Consider the following 17,928-nt stretch of genomic DNA (forward strand, 5'->3'; position numbering starts at 1 on the left):
CTCCGGGCCCGGCGTCCGGGCCCCCGCGCGTCAGGACCTGCGCCCGCCTCGGACCCGCAGCGGCTCCGGACCGGCGTCCCGGGCCCCCGCGTCTCGGGCTCCACACGTCCCGGGCTCCGCGCGTCCCGGGCCCAGGCATCTCAGCCACGTCCTGGCACGCACGTGCTACCGGCGTCGCCGGAATGACCGAGCAGCTCCGCCACCGGCCCCCGGCGCCCGGGAATCGCACGCACCATGCCGCACCCCCCTTCCGGCCGAAGGCCACCCGGCGGGCTCTCAGGCAGGTCGGCCGGTCGGTGCGGCGGACGACGCCCACGGGTACCGGAGCGGGCCGCCACCGGCCGGGGACGGGCGGTGGGCCGATGCGGCGGCGGACGCGGCCGCTGAGGGCGCGGCGGGGCGGAGCAGGGCCCGGATGGGGTGCCAGAGCTCCTGCGCCCGCTCTGGTCTCGCCCGCCAGAGCACCCCGTCGGGGTGGTGCAGCACGGCGGTGATCTCGTCGGGCGTCGGCGGTTCGGCGTTCCCTCGCAGGTAGACCGCGCGCAGTCCCAGATTTTGCAGCCGGGTCAGGGCGCGGGCCCGGTTGGCCGCGTGCACCAGGACCCGGACCGAGGCGCCCGGGCCCGCTCCGTCCGTGGGCCGGGGCAGGGTGATCGCCACCACCACACTGCCGTTCGGCAACTTGCTGAACCCTCCGCCTGCCATGATCCGCGCTCCCCCGTGAGACACCGTGTCAATAAGGATGTGAACAAGACGCACCTAAACACGATCGGCCGCCGCCCGCTAGAGGGCGACGGCCGATCAAGCCCTGACCTGCAATGATGCGGAATTACTTGTGCGAGGGGCCAACCTTCACGATCATCGTCGAGCCGTTGCGGGGCTCGCTGACGATCTGGATCCGGGTGTTCGTGTCAGCGACCTGAACGCTTCCGGTCTTGTTCTCCGCATACCAGTAGGTTCCCTTGTGGTCGTCGAAGACCGGGATACCGGACTGCGGCTTGATCCGCACCGGCACGTCGGCGTTGTGCAGCGTGAAGCCGTCGGTCCGGTAGTGGCTGAAGGGCGCGTCGAACGGCTGGATCTTGTTGCGGATGATCGTGCCGTCCGCCCACTTCAGCGGCTTGGCGTGCGAGTCGATCGGCAGGATCAGACCCTTGCCCGGGTGGACGGAGACGTTGTTGTCCTTCTGGGAGAGGTCCCACTGCCAGATGAGCAGCCCGTTCTGGTACGGGAAGTGCTCGACCCAGTCCGGACGGGTCTTGGAGAAGCCGAAGTTGTACGGGCCGACCTTGAGGGTCTTGTCGTAGCTGACGTACTGGCGGTTCTCCGCGATGTAGTACTGCGCGTAGTCCTTGGTGAACGACTCGCCGACGCGGGAGAAGCCCTTGGCCGTCCAGCCGTTGTCGTCGCCCTCGGCGTCGTCCGAGAACAGCACCGCGCCGTCGGCGGTGACCGAGATGGTGTCGGCCGCGAAGCCGATGCCGCCCGCGCCGCCGTCGGTGGCGTAGCGGAACCGGATGTCGATCTTCTTGCCGGCGTAGGCGTCCAGCGGGAAGGAGAGCTGCCGGTACGCGCCGGAGACGTCGGTCAGGGCCGGCTTGTCGCTGGCGTCGCGCGGGAGCGCCTTGCCGTCGGCCGTGCCGTCGATCGCGGTCCAGCTGGTGCCACCGTTCTCCGACACCTCGGTGTAGAGGAAGTCGTAGTCCTTCTCGATGTCCCACCAGCCCGCGAGGTCCAGGCTCGCCGTGGACTTGCCGGTCAGATCCACCGAGCGGGACAGCGTGTTGTTCAGGTTGTCACCAGCGTCGCTCCACCACTGCTTGGAGCCCTGCGCGGGCTTCGTGACCGTGGTGCTGACGGGCTTGTCCGGCAGCTTGACCAGGAGGGCCTGCTTGTCCTTGGTGTTGTACTCGGACACGCCCAGCTTGTGGGTGGACTTCGTCGCGGCCTTGGCCTCGGCGTAGTTGAGCCAGCCGAGCTGGAGCTTGTCCCAGGCGGTCATGTCGCCGGGCAGGTCGCCGATCTCGCCCTTGCCCTTGCCGAGCCAGGAACCCGCCGACATCAGGGACCAGAAACCCACCGAGTTCTCGGCGGTGTTGGTGGTGTCGTACAGGTCCGGCAGGCCCAGGTCGTGGGCGTACTCGTGGGCGAAGACGCCGAGGCCGCCGTTCTCGGGCTGCGCGGTGTAGTCGCCGACCCAGATGCCGGTGTCGCCGATCTCGGTGCCGCCGGCCTTGTTGAAGGACGGGCCCTTCGCACCGGCGTCGGTGCCGTAGGCGTACCAGCGGTGCGCCCAGACGGCGTCGGTGCCCTGCACTCCGCCGCCGGCCGACTCGTCCTCGCCGGCGTGGACGATCTGGAAGTGGTCGATGTAGCCGTCCGGCTCGTTGAAGTCGCCGTCGTTGTCGTAGTCGTAGCGGTCCCACTGGTCGTACTGCGCCAGATCGGCCTTGATCTGGTCGGTGGTACGGCCCTTGGCCTTCTGGTCGGCGGCCCAGGCGTTGACGCCGTCGCGGACCATGTCCCAGACGTTGGCGCAGTTGGTGGAGCCGCAGTAGTTGGATCCGTAACGCGCTTCGTTGTACGGGACCTTGACCCAGTCGGAGACCTCTCCGTCGACCGAGTAACGGCCGGAGGAGGTCTTCTCGTAGTAGGTCTTCAGCGAGTCCTTGCCGGTACCCGTGCCGAAGTAGAGGTCCTGGAAGTGCTGCTGGTTGTAATCGGCCTGCCAGGCGGTGCTGTTGTCCTTCTTCGGGTCCGGCTTGGCGATGCTGTTGTGCGTCGGGCCGGGTTCGCCGCCGTACTTCTTGACGGGAGGCTGCGGACCGTCGCCGTCGGGGTCGTACATGGTCGTGTCGTCGACCTGGTCGCCGAACTCGACGAGGATCGTGAAGATCTTGTCGGTCTTCTCGCGGCCGAGCTCGACGTACTTCTTGTCGCCGAGCTTGACGACCTGGGAGCCGCCCCGCTTCGCTATCTTCTTGTCGCCCGATATGACCTGCTCCAGGGCGGCCTGACGCTGGGCGTCCTGCTGCTTGCTGTACGGACCCTGGAGGTCGTGGGCGTCGCCGTTGCTCGAACCCGGGTCACGGCGTTCGACCTTGGCGCTCCCGGCTCCTGACGTCTGGCCATCGGCCTGAGCGGTGGTGAAGGCGGAAGCGGTGGCAGCCATGGCGGCCATGGCCACGACAACCGCCGCGCCGCGCAGCGCCCGTCTCTTAGTACTCACGTGATGCAGTCCTCCCCGGCGTCCGCGGCAACGGCCTGCGAGTGTGGTGAGGGCCGCGCGCGGAAACGCGTCACAAGTGACGTCATTCGACCGGAGTCGCGAGAGAAAAGACAGATCTTGACTTGAACAGGCCAAGTGCACTATGCGGGAGTCGGTTTCCGTTATCCGGACATTCGCCCCATCCACAACCAGTGTTCCCCGACGTGTGGTTGAGGACGCGAAGTCGAGGAAACGAAACGGGAATGGCAACCGGAATGACTCCGTGCGCCCCCCGTGCACCGGCTTCGCGGCTTAGGTCACGCTTACCGCCGGTCCCTCTCGGGCATCCGTCGTCGTAGAGTCGATCGACAGTGCGACCGCGTTGAGAGACTGCCCATCCGATGCCCCGAGGACGGATACCGCCATGCCGCGTATCACCGCCGCACAGTTCTCCTACGGTTCGGTCACCGTCGTCTTCTCGACCCTCGCCATGCTGCTGCTGTCCCGTACGGAATCAGGGATCGGCGTCGCCGTCGTCGGGGCCGCCGCGCTCGCGCTCGGCCTGCTGGTGGCCGTGACCGTGCCCCAGCCGTCCCACGCGAAGACGACGAAGGCGGCGAAGCCTGCGAAGGCCGCGAAGGCCGGAACCGCGGCCCGCGCGGACCGGGCGCACGTGAACCAGGACGCGGTCTCCGCCGCCGTCGAGGCCGAGGGTCTCGCCCACGACGGGGTACGGGCCGCCTCGTCGGCCCACGAGGGCGAGCGGCCCGCCGCGGCACGAACCGAGAAGCCCCGGGACGAGCACTCCCTGCGGCACTGACCCGCACCGGTCAGTTGGTCTGCACGACCACCGTCTTCGCCGCCTTGTCCTGAAGGCCCTGCCGGTACGGCTTGTCCGTGAACATGAGCACGATGTTGATCAGCCACCACAGGCACGGGCAGCACAGCAGCGCCGGCAGCCACAGCACCACGGCCCGCAGGAACGACGTCCCGGCGTCCGGCACCCGTCCGTCATTGAGCATCGCCACCCGTAGCTTCAGCAGCCGCTTGCCGAGCGTACGGCCGTCCTTGTGCGTGAAGTACGTGTCGTACGCGACGTACACCACCAGCGCGATCAGCGACCAGAGCAACTGATGCCCGTTGTACGTCTGGCTGAACAGATCGCTGACATCGCTGTTGCTGCTGTTGCCGCTGTTCGACATCTCGACCGCACCGCCCCACGGCAACGAGATGAGGTACAGCGGGATCGAGATGATCAGGAAGTCGATCAGCCGGGCCAGAATCCGCTTCCCCGGCTCGCCGAGCGGCGGCATGCCCGCCAGCGGGTCCACTCCGCCGTACGGGCCTCCGCCGCCGTAGGGGCCCGGACCGTACGACGGCGGTGGGGGCGGGGGCGGCATGCTTCCGTACGGCGAACCCGACGGCGGCCCCTGTGGTTCCTGAGGGCCCTGAGGTTCCTGGGGTTCCTGAGAACCCCAGGGCTCCTGCGGCTTCTTCCGGAACGGGTCGTCCTCGGGCGGCTGACCGGACGGCGGCTGATCGTTGCTCATGGGGGCAGTGCACCCCGGTCGGAGGACCCCCGCAACGGCTCAGGTGCGTTCGGGGGAACGGCACCGCCCGCTCGCGGCCCTCACCCCGATGGCCCACCGTTCGGCCCCCGCCCGACGGGTCTGAGATCACCGACGGGCAGGAAGCAGCCCGATCGTCCGGAAGCCGTCCGACGGGCTCTCAGTCGCCTCAGTCACCTCAGTCGCCTCAGTCACCTCAGTCACCTCAGTCGGCGACGAAGGTGTGCGCCGCCTTGTCGTGCCAGCACTGTCGCCACGGACGGTCGAAGACGCACCACAGCACATTGACCACCCCGACCACCAGGATGCCCAGCACCCCGTAGACCAGCCAGCGGCGCAGCGCCGCACCGAACGACGGGGACTCGTGCGACTCGATGTCCCGCACTTCGAGCCCGCACAGCTTCTTGCCGAGCGTGCGGCCCCACTTCGCGGTCGGCAGCGCCTCCAGCAGAACGCCGAGGACGAGGAAAGCGCCGAGCAGCGCGCCGAACAGACCGGCCGTCGTGGGGTCCACGAGCCAGACGGTGACGGTCCGGCCGGACAGCTTCGCCGCGTCGATCTTTCCGTCGATGTGTTCCATCGCCCGCGAGACGAGAGGAAACCCGATGGCACCGACGAGTGCGACCAGCACCACCGTGTCGACGAGCCGGGCGGCGAACCGCTTTCCGAGTCCGGCGGGCCGGGCCGACGCCTGGGCCTGCGCAAGCTGCTGGAACGGGTCGTCGACCGGGGGTTTCCAGGGCACCACCGGCTGGTCCGGCTGCTGCCCGCTCGACGCGCCGAAGGGCGGGGGCGGCTGCTGGGCCTGGTGCGGGAAGTGCGGCTGTTGTTGCTGCGGCTGCGGCTGCGGCTGCGGCTGCGGCTGCGGCTGCGGCTGCGGCTGCGGCTGTCGCGACCGGGGCTGAGGCTGGGGTTGGGGTTGGGGTTGGGGTTGAGGCTGGGGCCGATGGGGCTGTGGCTGGGCGTGGGGAGACAGGTCGGGCCGGGCGAGCTGCTCTGGCTGCTGGGGCTGCTGGGGCTGCTGGGGCTGCTGGGCCCAGGAGGCACGGCCGCCGCCGCCCGGTCCCCGACCGGCTGTCGGTACCGGGGCCGAATTCGGGACCACCGCGGGGTTCGTTCCCGGCTCCGCGAGCGGGGCGGGGCCTGCGGACGCGCCCTGGACCGGGGCCGGTGCGCCGGTTCCCCGGGACAGCGCCCGGATCGCCATCGTCCCGTCCCCGGGTGCCTGTTCCGGCGTCGCGGCGGCGGGCGGCCGGGCGCCCGGCCCCACGGCGCGGATCGTGACCGTACCGTCGGCGGGCGGTTCTCCGCCACGGACGTCGCCGCCCGCGGCGGCACCCCGGCCCGTGTCCCCGTCACGCGTGCCGGGCAACCCGCCGCCCGCGGGCGCCTGCGGCGCGGGGCGCCGCGGATCCGCGGGAACGAGGCCGGCGGGTGGCCGGACGGCCGGTGCCCGGTCGTCCGCAACCCTTCCCGCCGACGCTTCGTCAAAGGGGGCGCGGCCACCGGGCACCGGGCCCGCCGACATCCGAGGATCCCATCCGTCCACCGCACCCGAACCGGAACCCGGACCGGGGCCGGGGCCGGGGCCGAAAGCTGGGCCGCCGTCCACGCCGGAGACGGGTTCCGGCGACGGGCCGGAACCACCCGGTCCGGTGGGCTGCGCGCCGGCGCCCCAGGAGATCCGCCGGTCGCGCTCGCCGCCGAAGCCGGTCTGCCGGGAGGCGTCGGCCTGCCAGGCCGTCGCCGGCCCCGGACGGTGGCCCTCCTGCGGCTCCTCGTCGAGAAAGACAGGACCCGTCTCGTCCACCGGCACACCGGCGGACGAGGCCGACGGATTCGCCGGGTTCGGCGGCGGCTCCGGCTGCCACCCGGCGGGCGCCGCGGGCATCGGCTCACCCTGCTGCGGGGCGGGCCGACTCGTGCCGGGCACCCATGAAGCGCCGTTCCAGTACCGGACGTATCCGGGAATGGAGGGATCGGGGTAGTACCCCGCGCGGGGGCTTTCGTCACCGGGTGCCGGAGTTGGGGCGCTCATCACCGTGGTCCCGTATCTCTTCGAGGCCTCAATTCAACGGGTCCACATCTATCAGACACCCGCCTTCCGCCGGGTCCGTCCAGGCGTTTGACCGGCTTTCCGGTCGTCCGAAAAGTTTTTTCCCGAAGTCGCGTCATAGTTGGCGGGGAGGGCGCTCTCTCCAGTGCGGGCCGGTCGTGGGACCGGCTCACAGGCACTGAGAGGACGCACTCATGGACACCATCGTGGAACGCGAGCTGGAGCTCAAGCTGGTTCTGTCGCCCGAGCGCAGCATCCCCATCCCCGCCCGGTTGGAGTACCGCACGCAGGACCCGTTCGCCGTGCATGTCGCCTTTCACATCGGCTCGGACTTCCCCGTCCACTGGACCTTCGCCCGCGACCTGTTGGTCGAAGGGGTGTTCCGGCCGTGCGGTCACGGCGACGTGCGGATCTGGCCGACCAAGGTCGACCGGCGCAACGTCATCTTCGTGGCTCTGACCTCGCCCGACGGCAACGCCCTTCTGGAGATGCCGTCCGCGGCGGTGGCGGCCTGGGTGGAGCGGACTCTGCGTCTGGTCCCCCCGGGCACGGAGACCGAACGGCTCTGCCTCGACGAGGCCCTGGCCGAACTGCTGGCGCCGTTGCCCGCCGACGACCTGTGGCTGAGCGACCCGTGGTCGTCGGACGAGTCGCAGAACGACGAGGTGTGAACGGCCGAGCAGCGGAAGAGAGACGGACGGGTACGACACCGACGGACGAGGCGTGGACGTACGGCACGTCGCCGGGGCGTGACGGGGCCGGGTACCGGGGCGTGACGGGCCGGGTACCGGACCCCGTCCACTCCGCGCCCCCGTCCGCGTCTCGTCCCCCGGCCGCTTTCCCGTCCCCGGCCGTTCCCCGACTCCGGGCCAACGAGCGGCTCCCGGCCACCCGGGAGACTCCGATCGCACCGCCGATTTCGGCCGCACAGCGGCTCCCCGCCATCCGGCAGATTCCGACCGCACGGCGGTTTCCGACCGGATGTCAGATCACCTTGCCCGGATTCAGCAGCCCCAACGGGTCGAACGCCTGCTTGATGCCCCGGTGCAGTTCCACGCCCACCTCGCCGAGCTCCCGTGCCAGCCACTCCTTCTTCAGGACGCCGACGCCGTGTTCACCGGTGATGGTGCCGCCGAGTTCCAGGCCGAGCGCCATGATCTCGTCGAAGGACTCACGGGCCCGCCGGGCCTCGTCGGCATCGGTGTGGTCGAAGCAGACCGTGGGGTGCGTGTTGCCGTCGCCCGCGTGCGCGCAGACACCGATGGTCAGGCCGTACTTCTCGGCGATGACCGCCGTCCCTTCGAGCATCGCGCCGAGCTTCGAGCGGGGTACGCACACGTCGTCGATCATCGTGGCCGAGGCGACGGCCTCCAGAGCGGTGAGCGCCATCCGCCTGGCCCTGAGCAGCAGTTCGGACTCGGCGACATCCTCGGCCGGCACCACCTGGGTGGCTCCGGCGGAAGTGCACAGCTCACCGACGGCCGCCAGATCGGCCGACGGTTCCGGGGTGTCGAAGGCGGCGAGCAGAAGCGCCTCGGTGGAGTCGGGCAGGCCCATGGCCGCCAGCCGGTTGACGGCCCGGACCGTCGTACGGTCCATCAGTTCGAGGAGTGACGGCGTGTGACCGCGCTCCATGATCCGGCAGATCGCATCGCAGGCGGCTGCCGCACTCGGGAACTCCGCGGCCATGACCAGTTGCCGCGGCGGTCGCGGCTTCAGCGCGAGCACTGCCTTGACGACGACACCGAGACTGCCCTCCGAGCCGACGAGGAGCCGGGTGAGGTCGTATCCCGCCACGCCCTTCGCGGTCCGGCGACCGGTGGTGAGCAGCCGTCCGTCGGCGAGAACGACGTCCAGACCGAGCACGTACTCGGCGGTGACCCCGTACTTCACGCAGCACAGGCCCCCGGAGGCGGTACCGATGTTGCCGCCGATGGTGCACGTCTCCCAACTGGAGGGGTCCGGCGGGTAGTGGAGACCATGTTCCTCGACGGCCCGGGACAGCACAGCGTTGATCACGCCCGGTTCGACGACGGCGATCCGGTCGACCGGATCGATCTCCAGGATCCGGTCCATCTTCACCAGGGACAGCACGATGCAGCCGTCGGAGGCGTTGGCCGCGCCTGACAGCCCGGTACGCGCGCCCTGGGGAACGACGGGGACGCGCAGAGCCGTCGCCGTGCGCATGACGTGCTGGACCTGCTCGACCGTGCGCGGGAGAACGACGACGGCAGGCGTGCCCGCGTCGCAGAAACTCGCCATGTCACGGGAGTACGAGGCGGTGACGTCCGGATCGGTGATCAGAGCCTCGGCGGGCAGCCCCGCACGCAGTCGTTCCAGAAGACCGGTCATGGTCCAAGCGTGGCACCCGGGCCCATTGGTGTGAACCCGTCCGCTGCGACCTTCGCGCAGCGCAGCGCGATGATCCTACCGACGCAGAGTGATCGGCATGGACGTCATGCCGCAGCAGTCCCCGGAGCCCTCCGACTCGTCCGCGCCTCTCCCGCCCTCCCCGAAATCCCCGGCCCCCTCGGATTCCTCCGATTCCCCGGTCTCCCCGGAGAACCGGAAACCCCAGGAAACCCAGCACCCCGAGGAGGCCCCGCAGTCCCCGCAGGCCCCAGAGACCCCGCAGTCCCTGAAGTCGCCCGAGGCACCCGAGGCACCCGAGGCACCCGAGGCACCCGAGGAGGATCTGCCGCCCCTCACCCTGCGCACCGCGCTGCGCCGGTCCGCCTGGGGAGCGGTCGCGGTCGCGGTGCTGGTGACCGGTGCGGTGGTGGCCGTGCCGGAGGACGAGCAGCGGTCCGCACCCCCGGCGCCCGGGGCGGTCTCGCGCGCTCTGCGGGCCGCCGATCTGGGGTACCCGGCCTCGCTCGCCGATCTGACGGCGCTGATCGGGGACCGGCGGCGGTGGGTGGCCTCGCACCCCTCCGACGCGCGGTCGTGGGCCGTGCTCGGCGGGGCGTACGTGGAGTGGGGACGGCGTTCCGCCGATACGACGTACTACGCGCGGGCCGAGCAGGCGCTGAAGCGCTCACTGCGCACCGAACCGGGTGAGCGGGACAACACGGCCGCCCAGGTGGGGCTGGCGCGGCTCGCCGATGCCCGGCACGATTTCGGTGCCGCGAAGGAGCGGGGCGAGGCGGTACGGGCGCGGCAGCCGATGGAGTGGGCGGTGTACCCGGTCCTGATCGACGCGTACGACGGCCTCGGCGACCTCGGGGCCGCGCGCACGGCGGTCCAGCGGTTCGCGGCGCTGCGCCCCGGGGTCGAGGCACTGATGCGGACGGCGCGAATGCACCGGGACGGCGGGCGGGACGAGGACGCGGTGGCCGCGGCGCGGGAGGCGGCGGACCGGGCGAGCACTCCGGCGCAGAAGGCGGAGTGCTTGCATCTGCTGGGCGAACTGGCCTGGGAGCGGGGCGAGCCGCAGGAGGCGGTGGCGCAGTACGAGGCGGCGCTGCGGGTCGACCGCACCCATTACCCGTCACGCGCGGGCCGGGCCAGGGCTCTGGCGGCGCTCGGCCGGACGGACGAGGCGGTGCGCGACTACGAGACGGCTCTGGCGGACCTGCCGAGACCTGTCTATCTGCTGGAACTGGGTGAGCTGTACGAGTCGCTGGGCCGCGACGAGGAAGCACGCACGCGGTACCGGCGGCTGCGCGAGATGCTCGCCCGGGACCAGGACCGGAACGTGGACGACGCGCTGCTGCGGGGCCGTTTCGAGGCCACGCACGGAGAACCGGCCGCGGCGGTGGCGCTGCTGACGGCCGAGTGGGCCCGGTCGCACCGCAGCGCGGCGGTGGCGGACGCGCTGGGCTGGGCGCTGCATCTGTCCGGCGACTCGGCGGCGGCGCTGCCGTATGCGCGGCGGGCGGTCGGTGCCGGTGGGTGGAGCGCCGTGTACGCGGCCCATCTGGGGGCGATCCAGCAGGCGTTGAAGGACTACGGTCCGGCGCGCCGGAACCTGGAGGAGGCCCTGCGGACCAACCCGCGCTTCTCGCCGCTGGAGGCCCCGGCCGCCCGGCGGGCCCTGGACGCCCTGGACCGCCTGCCGACCGTACTGCCGGACGGCGTACGACCGGCCCCGACGCCGGTGGACGAGTCGGTGGCACCGACGCCCGTACAGCCGCAGCCGCCCACGTCGGCCCGGCCGTCCGCGCCCGCCCCCGGGCCGCCCGCGCCGGGTGCGCCGGCACCGCGGCCCCGGGCCTCCGCCGGGCCACCGGTGCCGCAGACCGCACCCGTCCACTGACGGAGGTGCGGGGCCCCGGAATCGTCCGGAGGCCCCGCCCGTGCTCGCCGGTGTCCGCGTCGGCACCGATGTCCGACAGCGGCCTCGCCGGTACCGGCGCCGGTACCGGCCCCAGTACCGGTGTCCGAGTCGGCTCAGAGGTTGCCGCGCTTCTCCTGCTCGCGCTCGATCGCCTCGAACAGGGCCTTGAAGTTGCCCTTGCCGAAGCCCATCGAGCCGTGGCGCTCGATCATCTCGAAGAAGACGGTCGGGCGGTCCTGGACCGGCTTGGTGAAGATCTGCAGCAGGTAGCCGTCCTCGTCGCGGTCGACGAGGATCTTCAGCTCGCGCAGGATCTCGACCGGGACCCGGGTCTCGCCCGCCCACTCGCCGAGGGTGTCGTAGTAGGAGTCGGGAGTGTCCAGGAACTGGACGCCGGCCGCGCGCATCGCACGCACCGAGGCGACGATGTCGTTGGTGGCGAGCGCGATGTGCTGGACACCCGCTCCGCCGTAGAACTCCAGGTACTCGTCGATCTGGGACTTCTTCTTGGCGATGGCCGGCTCGTTGATCGGGAACTTGACCTTGAGCGTGCCGTCGGCGACGACCTTGGACATGAGCGCGGAGTACTCGGTGGCGATGTCGTCGCCCACGAACTCCTTCATGTTGGTGAAGCCCATGACCTTGTTGTAGAAACCGACCCACTCGTTCATCCTGCCGAGTTCCACATTGCCGACGCAGTGGTCGACGGCCTGGAAGAAGCGCTTGGCGGGCGGCTCGACGATCGGGGTGGCGGCGACGTAGCCGGGCAGGTACGGGCCGTCGTAGCCGGACCGCTCGACGAGGGTGTGGCGGGTCTTGCCGTAGGTGGCGATGGCGGCGAGCACGACCGTGCCGTTCTCGTCCTTCACCTCGTGCGGCTCGGTGAGTCCGAGAGCGCCGTGCTCGACGGCGTACGCGTAGGCCGCGCGGGCGTCCGGGACCTCGATGGCCAGGTCGATCACACCGTCGCCGTGCTCGGTCACATGGTCGGCGAGGAAGCGGCCGTGGTCGGTGGACGCCTTGATGACGGAGGTGAAGACGAAGCGGGCGGAGCCATTGGTCAGCACGTAACTCGCCGTCTCCCGGCTGCCGTTCTCCGGTCCGGAGTAGGCGACCAGCTTCATGCCGAAGGCCGTCGAGTAGTAGTGGGCGGCCTGCTTGGCGTTGCCGACGGCGAAGACGACCGCGTCCATTCCCTTGACCGGGAAGGGGTCGGCCTGCCGGGCTGTCTCGGGGGTGGTGTGCAGAGTCTCAGTCATGCCGGAAGCCTCCCGCCGCTTCGCAAGGTGCGCAATAGTTTGCGAAAACGCTGAGCAATCTGTACAGCACAAGGCCAACATGGCCGGGCTATCTGTACATGATGACCATCACAGTGAACTCTACGGCGACTCCCGGAGGCGTGCCATGGCGATCGATCATCTGGACGGGCGGCTCATCGTGCTCCTGGCCCGCGAACCGCGCATCGGCGTCCTGGAGGCGTCGCGTCGGCTGGGCGTGGCGCGCGGCACGGTGCAGGCACGGCTGGACCGTCTTCAGTCGAATGGAGTCATTCGCGGATTCGGCCCGACCGTCGATCCGGCGGCGCTCGGCTACCCCGTCACCGCCTTCGCGACGCTGGAGATCAAACAGGGTCAAGGGGCCGATGTCCGGGCCCACTTGGCGGGCGTCCCGGAGGTGCTGGAGCTGCACACCACCACCGGGCACGGCGACATGCTCTGCCGGCTCGTGGCCCGTTCCAACGCCGATCTTCAACGGGTGATCGACCGGGTTGTCGGTTTTGATGGCATCGTCCGGGCCTCCACGGCCATCGTCATGGAGAACCCGGTCCCGCTGCGCGTCATCCCGCTCGTCGAGCAGGCCGCGGGGGACGACGACTGAGCCGAGGAGTGGCGTGTGAGCTTCTGGGAGTACCTGGGCAATCGGCACCAACAGCTGCTCACCGACGCGTTCCAACACGTCAGTGCCGTGTTCCAGTGCATGGTCATCGCCACCGCGCTGGGGGTCCTGATCGGGGTCGCCACCTATCGCAGCGGATGGGCGGGGTCGCTGGCCATCACGTCGACGGCGACGGTGCTCACCATTCCCTCCCTCGCCGCGATCGGTCTGCTCATCCCGCTGGTGGGGCTCGGGGTGGCGCCCACCGTGATCACGCTGACGTTGTACGGGCTGCTGCCCATCGTCCGTAATTCCATCGTGGGGCTGCGCGGTGTCGATCCGTTGCTCGTCGACGCTGCGAAGGGCATCGGAATGTCCCGGCCGGCCCGGCTGTTCCGGGTGGAGCTGCCGCTGGCCTGGCCGCCGATCCTCACCGGCATCCGGGTGGCCACGCAGATGCTGATGGGCATCGCCGCCATCGCCGCGTACGCGTCCGGCCCCGGTCTCGGCAACGAGATCTTCCGCGGCATCGCCTCGCTGGGCAGCGCCAACGCGATCAACCAGGTGCTCGCCGGAACACTCGGCATCGTCATCCTCGCGCTGCTCTTCGACGGCGCGTACGTCCTGCTCGGACGGCTCACCATTCCCAGGGGGATTCGTGCCTGAGACAGCCGCCCCCGACCCCGAGTCCCAGGGCCCCGGCGCCGGTTCCAGTTCCAGTTCTGGTTCCGGTTCCGGTTCCGGTTCCGGTTCCGGCCTTGGTTCTGTTTCCGGTTCTGGTTCTGGTTCTGGTTCTGGTTCTGGTTCCGACCGTGGCCGCGACGGCGGCTCCGGCAGCACGGCCGCCGACCGCACCGGAGCGCCGAAGGCCACATCCGGCGCCACCATCCACCTCGACAACCTGACCAAGCGGTACCCGGGCAATCCGAACCCGGCCGTGGACAACGTCTCGATGGACATCAAGGCGGGCGAGACGGTGATCTTCGTCGGCCCGTCCGGCTGCGGAAAATCCACCACCCTGAAGATGATCAACCGGCTGATCGAGCCGTCCTCCGGCCGGATCATGATCGACGACGAGGACGTCACCGATATCGACCCGGTGCGGCTCCGCCGCAAGATCGGCTACGCGATCCAGTCGTCCGGGCTCTTCCCGCACATGACGGTCGCGGAGAACATCGCCCTGGTGCCGAAGATGGTCGGCTGGTCGAAGTCACGGGTGAAGGACCGGGTCGAGGAGATGCTCGACCTCGTGGGGCTCGACCCGCGCGAGTTCCATGGCCGCTATCCGCGCGCCCTGTCCGGCGGACAGCAGCAACGCGTGGGCGTGGCACGCGCGTTGGCCGCCGACCCGCCGGTGCTGCTGATGGACGAACCGTTCGGCGCGGTCGACCCGATCACCCGCGACCACCTCCAGGACGAGCTGATCCGGCTCCAGCACGAACTGCACAAGACCATCGTCTTCGTCACCCACGACTTCGACGAGGCGATCAAACTGGGCGACCGGATCGCCGTCCTGCGGGAACGCTCGCACATCGCCCAGTTCGACACGCCGGAGGCGATCCTGACCAACCCCACGGACGACTTCGTCTCCGGGTTCGTGGGGGCCGGGGCGGCGCTGAAGCGGCTCAACCTCACCCGGGTGCGCGATGTGGAGATGGCTCAGTTCCCGACGGTGACGGTGGACGACCCGCTCCAGTCGATCTTCAACAAGCTGCGCATCGGCCCGCACAACGAACTGCTCATGCTGGACCGCAGAAACCGCCCGTACAAGTGGCTGCGGCGCGGCGACCTGATGCGGGCGCGCGGTTCGCTGGCCCGTGCCGGGCAGTTGGTGCACGACACGGTGACGCGGGACGCCACGCTGCACGACGCGCTGGAGGCGGTGCTGACCGACAGCGGCGGCCGGGTCGCGGTGACCGGCCGGCGCGGCGAGTTCATCGGTGTCGTCGACATGCACACCCTGATGAACTCCGTGCACGAACTGCTGGAGGCCGACCGGCTGGCCGCCATCGAGCACCAGCACGACCTGGAGGAACTCCGCGCCCACCAGACCGAACAAGAGCTGGAGGGCGGTGCGGACGACGCATGACCCCCGATTTCCCCTCACGCCCCGAACCGGCCCGGGCCCGGCGTTCCTCCCGCCCGGCGCGCTCCGGACCGCCCGGGCCGTCCTCCGACAAGGACCGCCCGCCCGGCGAGCACGACGTCAAGGGTCACGCCTTCCGCGACGAGGAGGAGCAGCCACCTCCGCCGCCCGCGAAACCCCGACGACGGTTCACCTGGCGCAAGCTGCTGGTGCTGCCGGTCGCGTTGGCGGTCGTCCTGGCCCTCACCTACCTGTGGATCACCAACGTCCACCTCGACTCGATCGCGCGGAACTCGCTGACCAGGGCGAACGTGCAGCTGCGCTGGTGGCAGCATGTGCGGCTGACCGTGATCTCGACGTTCTGGGTGCTGATCATCGCGATTCCACTGGGCATCGCCCTGACCCGGCGCACCCTGCGCAGGGGCGCGCCCCTGGTCACCGCGCTCGCCAACATCGGTCAGGCGACCCCGGCGATCGGCCTGCTGGCGCTGCTGGTGATCTGGCTGGGCATCGGCCCGTCGACGGCGATCATCGGCATGGTGATCTACGCGGTGCTGCCGGTGTTCTCCAACACGGTGGCCGGGCTCAAGGCGATCGACCCCAGCCTGGTCGAGGCGTCGCGCGGGATCGGGATGTCCTCGATGGGGACGCTCGCCAAGGTCGAACTCCCCCTCGCGGTACCGCTCATCCTGGCCGGGGTGCGGACGGCACTGATCCTCAACGTCGGCACGGCGACACTGGCCACGTTCGTCGGCGGCGGTGGCCTCGGCGACCTGATCACCTCGGGCATCCAGACCCAGCGCATGCCGGTGCTGGTGCTGGGCTCGGTACTGACCGTGGTGCTGGCACTGCTGGTGGACTGGCTGGCCTCGCTGGCCGAGGTGGCGCTGACGCCGCGCGGACTGGAGGTGGGGTGAGATGGCGTCGCACGAGGCACGTGCCGCGCGTGCCGGGCTCGTGGGGGCGGTCGCGCTCACGATGTCACTGGCGCTGACGCTCTCCGGCTGCGGGCTGAAGAGCGGTTCGCCGATGGTGGACGACGTGCGGCCCGGCTCGGTGGGCCAGGACCTGCCGCTGAAGGGCGCCTCGCTGACCGTCACGTCGAAGAACTTCAGCGAGAACATCGTCCTGGGGCAGATGATCGGTTTGGTCTTCAAGGCCGCGGGCGCGGAGGTACTGGACCGGACGAACCTGCCCGGCTCGATCAGCGCGCGCGAGGCGATCGTCAAGGGTGACGCGGACGCCATGTACGAGTACACGGGCACCGGCTGGATCACGTATCTCGGGCACTCCAGACCGATCGCGAACCCGACGAAGCAGTGGCAGGCGGTCCGGGACGAGGACCGGAAGAACGGCGTGACGTGGCTGCCGCAGTCCACGCTCAACAACACCTACGCACTCGCCATCAGCAGGAAGAACAACGCGAAGTACCACCTGCGGACGCTGTCCGACGTGGCCGCGCTGGCGAAGAAGAACCCGTCGGCGGTGACGATCTGCGTGGAGAACGAGTTCGCCTCGCGCGACGACGGGCTGCCCGGCATGGAGAAGGCGTACGGCATGTCGCTCCCGGCCGGCAACATCAAGAAGATGGACGCCGGGATCATCTACACCCAGGTCTCGAAGTCCAACTCCTGCCTGTTGGGCGAGGTGTACACCACCGACGGCCGGGTCAGGGCGATGAACCTGGACGTGCTCGTGGACGACAAGCACTTCTTCCCCAACTACAACGCGGCGCCGGTCGTCCACACCAAGACCTTCGAGAAGTACCCGCAGATCGCGAAGCTCCTCGACCCGCTCAGCAGGAAGCTGACGACGCAGGCCGCCCAGGAGTTCAACGCGAAGGTGGACGTGGACGGGCAGGACCCGCACGCGGTGGCGAAGGAGTGGCTGATCCGGGAGGGATTCATCAAGAACGGCTGATCCGGGAGGGACTCACCAGGAACGGCCGATCCGGGAGGGACTCACCAGGAACGGCCGATCCGGGAGGGACTCACCAGGAACGGCCGGCGCAGGCCGCCCCGTCGTCCCTGTCAGTCCCCATCGGCCCTGGCCGACCCCACCACCCCTGCCGCCCCCGCCGCTCCTCTCGAACGGTCGGTCAACCAGGTGCCTCCGTGCACGAGTTGGCACCGGTCCACGCCCGCCAAAGTTACAAAGAAGTCGATGCAAAGAAGTACTTGCAAAGCGTTCTTTGTAAGTCTACGGTGAGTGCATGCCCGGACGAGAGAACGGCGGCAGCAACCCCGCCGAAGACCCGAACATCCACATGGTCGACGCCCGCACCCTGCGCGGACTCGCCCACCCCCTGCGCCTGCAACTGCTGAACGCTCTTCGGGAGTACGGTCCCGCCACCGCCTCCGGCCTCGCGGACCGGCTCGGCGAGTCCAGCGGAGCCACCAGCTACCACCTGCGGCAGCTCGCCTCGTACGGCTTCGTCGAGGACGCCCCGGAACACGGCAAGGGCCGCGAGCGCTGGTGGCGGGCCGTCCACGCGGGCACCGCCTTCGACACCGGCCGGTTCCTGGACCATCCGGATCCGGCGGTGCGCAGCTCCGTCGGCATCGTGCTCCACGAGATCGCCACCACGCACGCCCAGGAGCTGAACACCTGGCTCGGCACGATGCACGAGTGGTCCGAGGAGTGGCGGAGCAGCTGGGACATCAGCGATTTCAAGGTGCGCCTCACCCCCGAGCTCTCCTCGGAACTGATCCAGGAGGTCCACGACCTCATCGAGAGCTACCGGGGACGAGTCCCGGACGACGCCGAGGGAGCGGCCACCGTCCGCACCCAACTGCACTTCTTCCCCCGTCCCGCCGAGTGACGTCTTCGCCGTCCCCCGGCGCCTCCGCCCGACAC

General features: G+C 70.0%; 14 protein-coding genes and 1 pseudogene. 9 read left to right on the plus strand and 6 right to left on the minus strand.

The features are described 5' to 3' along the window. Positions 1-390: 390 nt before the first annotated feature. Together ACF1CT_RS22280 and ACF1CT_RS22285 are read right to left on the minus strand one after the other, a co-directional pair. Positions 391-705: pseudogene (locus ACF1CT_RS22280) on the minus strand (hypothetical protein); the annotation flags it as partial. A 124-nt stretch (positions 706-829) separates the two neighbouring features. Further along, the gene (locus tag ACF1CT_RS22285) at positions 830-3,229 is read right to left on the minus strand and encodes an immune inhibitor A domain-containing protein (RefSeq protein ID WP_391785651.1); all 2,400 of its coding nucleotides are present in this window, start codon (positions 3,227-3,229) and stop codon (positions 830-832) included. A gap of 403 nt (positions 3,230-3,632) precedes the next feature. Here ACF1CT_RS22285 and ACF1CT_RS22290 point away from each other — a divergent pair, with 403 nt between their 5' ends. Next, entirely contained in the window at positions 3,633-4,028 is a 396-nt protein-coding gene (locus ACF1CT_RS22290; RefSeq protein WP_391785652.1) for a hypothetical protein, read from the plus strand. 10 nt (positions 4,029-4,038) lie between these two features. Here the strand turns inward: ACF1CT_RS22290 and ACF1CT_RS22295 are convergent, their stop codons facing one another. Together ACF1CT_RS22295 and ACF1CT_RS22300 are read right to left on the minus strand one after the other, a co-directional pair. Further along, a complete protein-coding gene (locus ACF1CT_RS22295; protein WP_391785653.1) occupies positions 4,039-4,758 on the minus strand; it encodes an RDD family protein in 720 nt (239 codons plus the stop codon). A gap of 223 nt (positions 4,759-4,981) precedes the next feature. Beyond that, positions 4,982-6,814 (minus strand): RDD family protein, encoded by a 1,833-nt coding sequence (locus ACF1CT_RS22300; RefSeq protein ID WP_391785654.1) that lies wholly within the window; start codon positions 6,812-6,814, stop codon positions 4,982-4,984. A gap of 212 nt (positions 6,815-7,026) precedes the next feature. Here ACF1CT_RS22300 and ACF1CT_RS22305 point away from each other — a divergent pair, with 212 nt between their 5' ends. Beyond that, complete coding sequence (locus ACF1CT_RS22305) at positions 7,027-7,503, plus strand: SsgA family sporulation/cell division regulator (RefSeq protein WP_391785655.1); 477 nt, start codon at positions 7,027-7,029, stop codon at positions 7,501-7,503. A gap of 313 nt (positions 7,504-7,816) precedes the next feature. Here ACF1CT_RS22305 and ACF1CT_RS22310 read toward each other — a convergent pair whose 3' ends face one another. Beyond that, positions 7,817-9,184, minus strand: coding sequence for an FAD-binding oxidoreductase (locus ACF1CT_RS22310; protein WP_391785656.1), 1,368 nt, complete (start codon positions 9,182-9,184; stop codon positions 7,817-7,819). 97 nt (positions 9,185-9,281) lie between these two features. On the opposite strand from ACF1CT_RS22310, the gene ACF1CT_RS22315 reads away from it, so the two are divergent. Then, the gene (locus ACF1CT_RS22315; protein WP_391785657.1) at positions 9,282-11,090 is read left to right on the plus strand and encodes a tetratricopeptide repeat protein; all 1,809 of its coding nucleotides are present in this window, start codon (positions 9,282-9,284) and stop codon (positions 11,088-11,090) included. A 134-nt stretch (positions 11,091-11,224) separates the two neighbouring features. Here the strand turns inward: ACF1CT_RS22315 and hppD are convergent, their stop codons facing one another. Next, entirely contained in the window at positions 11,225-12,370 is a 1,146-nt protein-coding gene (hppD, locus tag ACF1CT_RS22320; protein ID WP_391785658.1) for a 4-hydroxyphenylpyruvate dioxygenase, read from the minus strand. A gap of 145 nt (positions 12,371-12,515) precedes the next feature. On the opposite strand from hppD, the gene ACF1CT_RS22325 reads away from it, so the two are divergent. The 6 genes from ACF1CT_RS22325 (at position 12,516) to ACF1CT_RS22350 (ending at position 17,893) form a co-directional block, all read left to right on the plus strand. Continuing rightward, positions 12,516-12,989, plus strand: coding sequence for an Lrp/AsnC family transcriptional regulator (locus ACF1CT_RS22325; protein ID WP_391785659.1), 474 nt, complete (start codon positions 12,516-12,518; stop codon positions 12,987-12,989). 15 nt (positions 12,990-13,004) lie between these two features. Beyond that, complete coding sequence (locus ACF1CT_RS22330; protein WP_391785660.1) at positions 13,005-13,652, plus strand: ABC transporter permease; 648 nt, start codon at positions 13,005-13,007, stop codon at positions 13,650-13,652. Between the two features lie 220 nt (positions 13,653-13,872). Further along, the gene (locus tag ACF1CT_RS22335) at positions 13,873-15,075 is read left to right on the plus strand and encodes an ABC transporter ATP-binding protein (RefSeq protein ID WP_391785749.1); all 1,203 of its coding nucleotides are present in this window, start codon (positions 13,873-13,875) and stop codon (positions 15,073-15,075) included. Further along, complete coding sequence (locus tag ACF1CT_RS22340) at positions 15,072-15,989, plus strand: ABC transporter permease (RefSeq protein ID WP_391785661.1); 918 nt, start codon at positions 15,072-15,074, stop codon at positions 15,987-15,989. Before ACF1CT_RS22335 ends, ACF1CT_RS22340 begins: the two co-directional genes overlap by 4 nt. Positions 15,990-16,050: 61 nt before the next feature. Beyond that, positions 16,051-16,992 carry a glycine betaine ABC transporter substrate-binding protein gene (locus ACF1CT_RS22345; RefSeq protein WP_391785750.1) on the plus strand — a complete coding sequence of 314 codons (942 nt, stop codon included), beginning with the start codon at positions 16,051-16,053 and terminating at the stop codon, positions 16,990-16,992. A 292-nt stretch (positions 16,993-17,284) separates the two neighbouring features. After that, positions 17,285-17,893 carry an ArsR/SmtB family transcription factor gene (locus tag ACF1CT_RS22350; protein WP_391785662.1) on the plus strand — a complete coding sequence of 203 codons (609 nt, stop codon included), beginning with the start codon at positions 17,285-17,287 and terminating at the stop codon, positions 17,891-17,893. The last annotated feature ends 35 nt before the right edge of the window (positions 17,894-17,928 follow it).

Source organism: Streptomyces sp. NPDC014734 (assembly GCF_043083325.1).
Classification (GTDB): Bacteria; Actinomycetota; Actinomycetes; order Streptomycetales; family Streptomycetaceae; genus Streptomyces.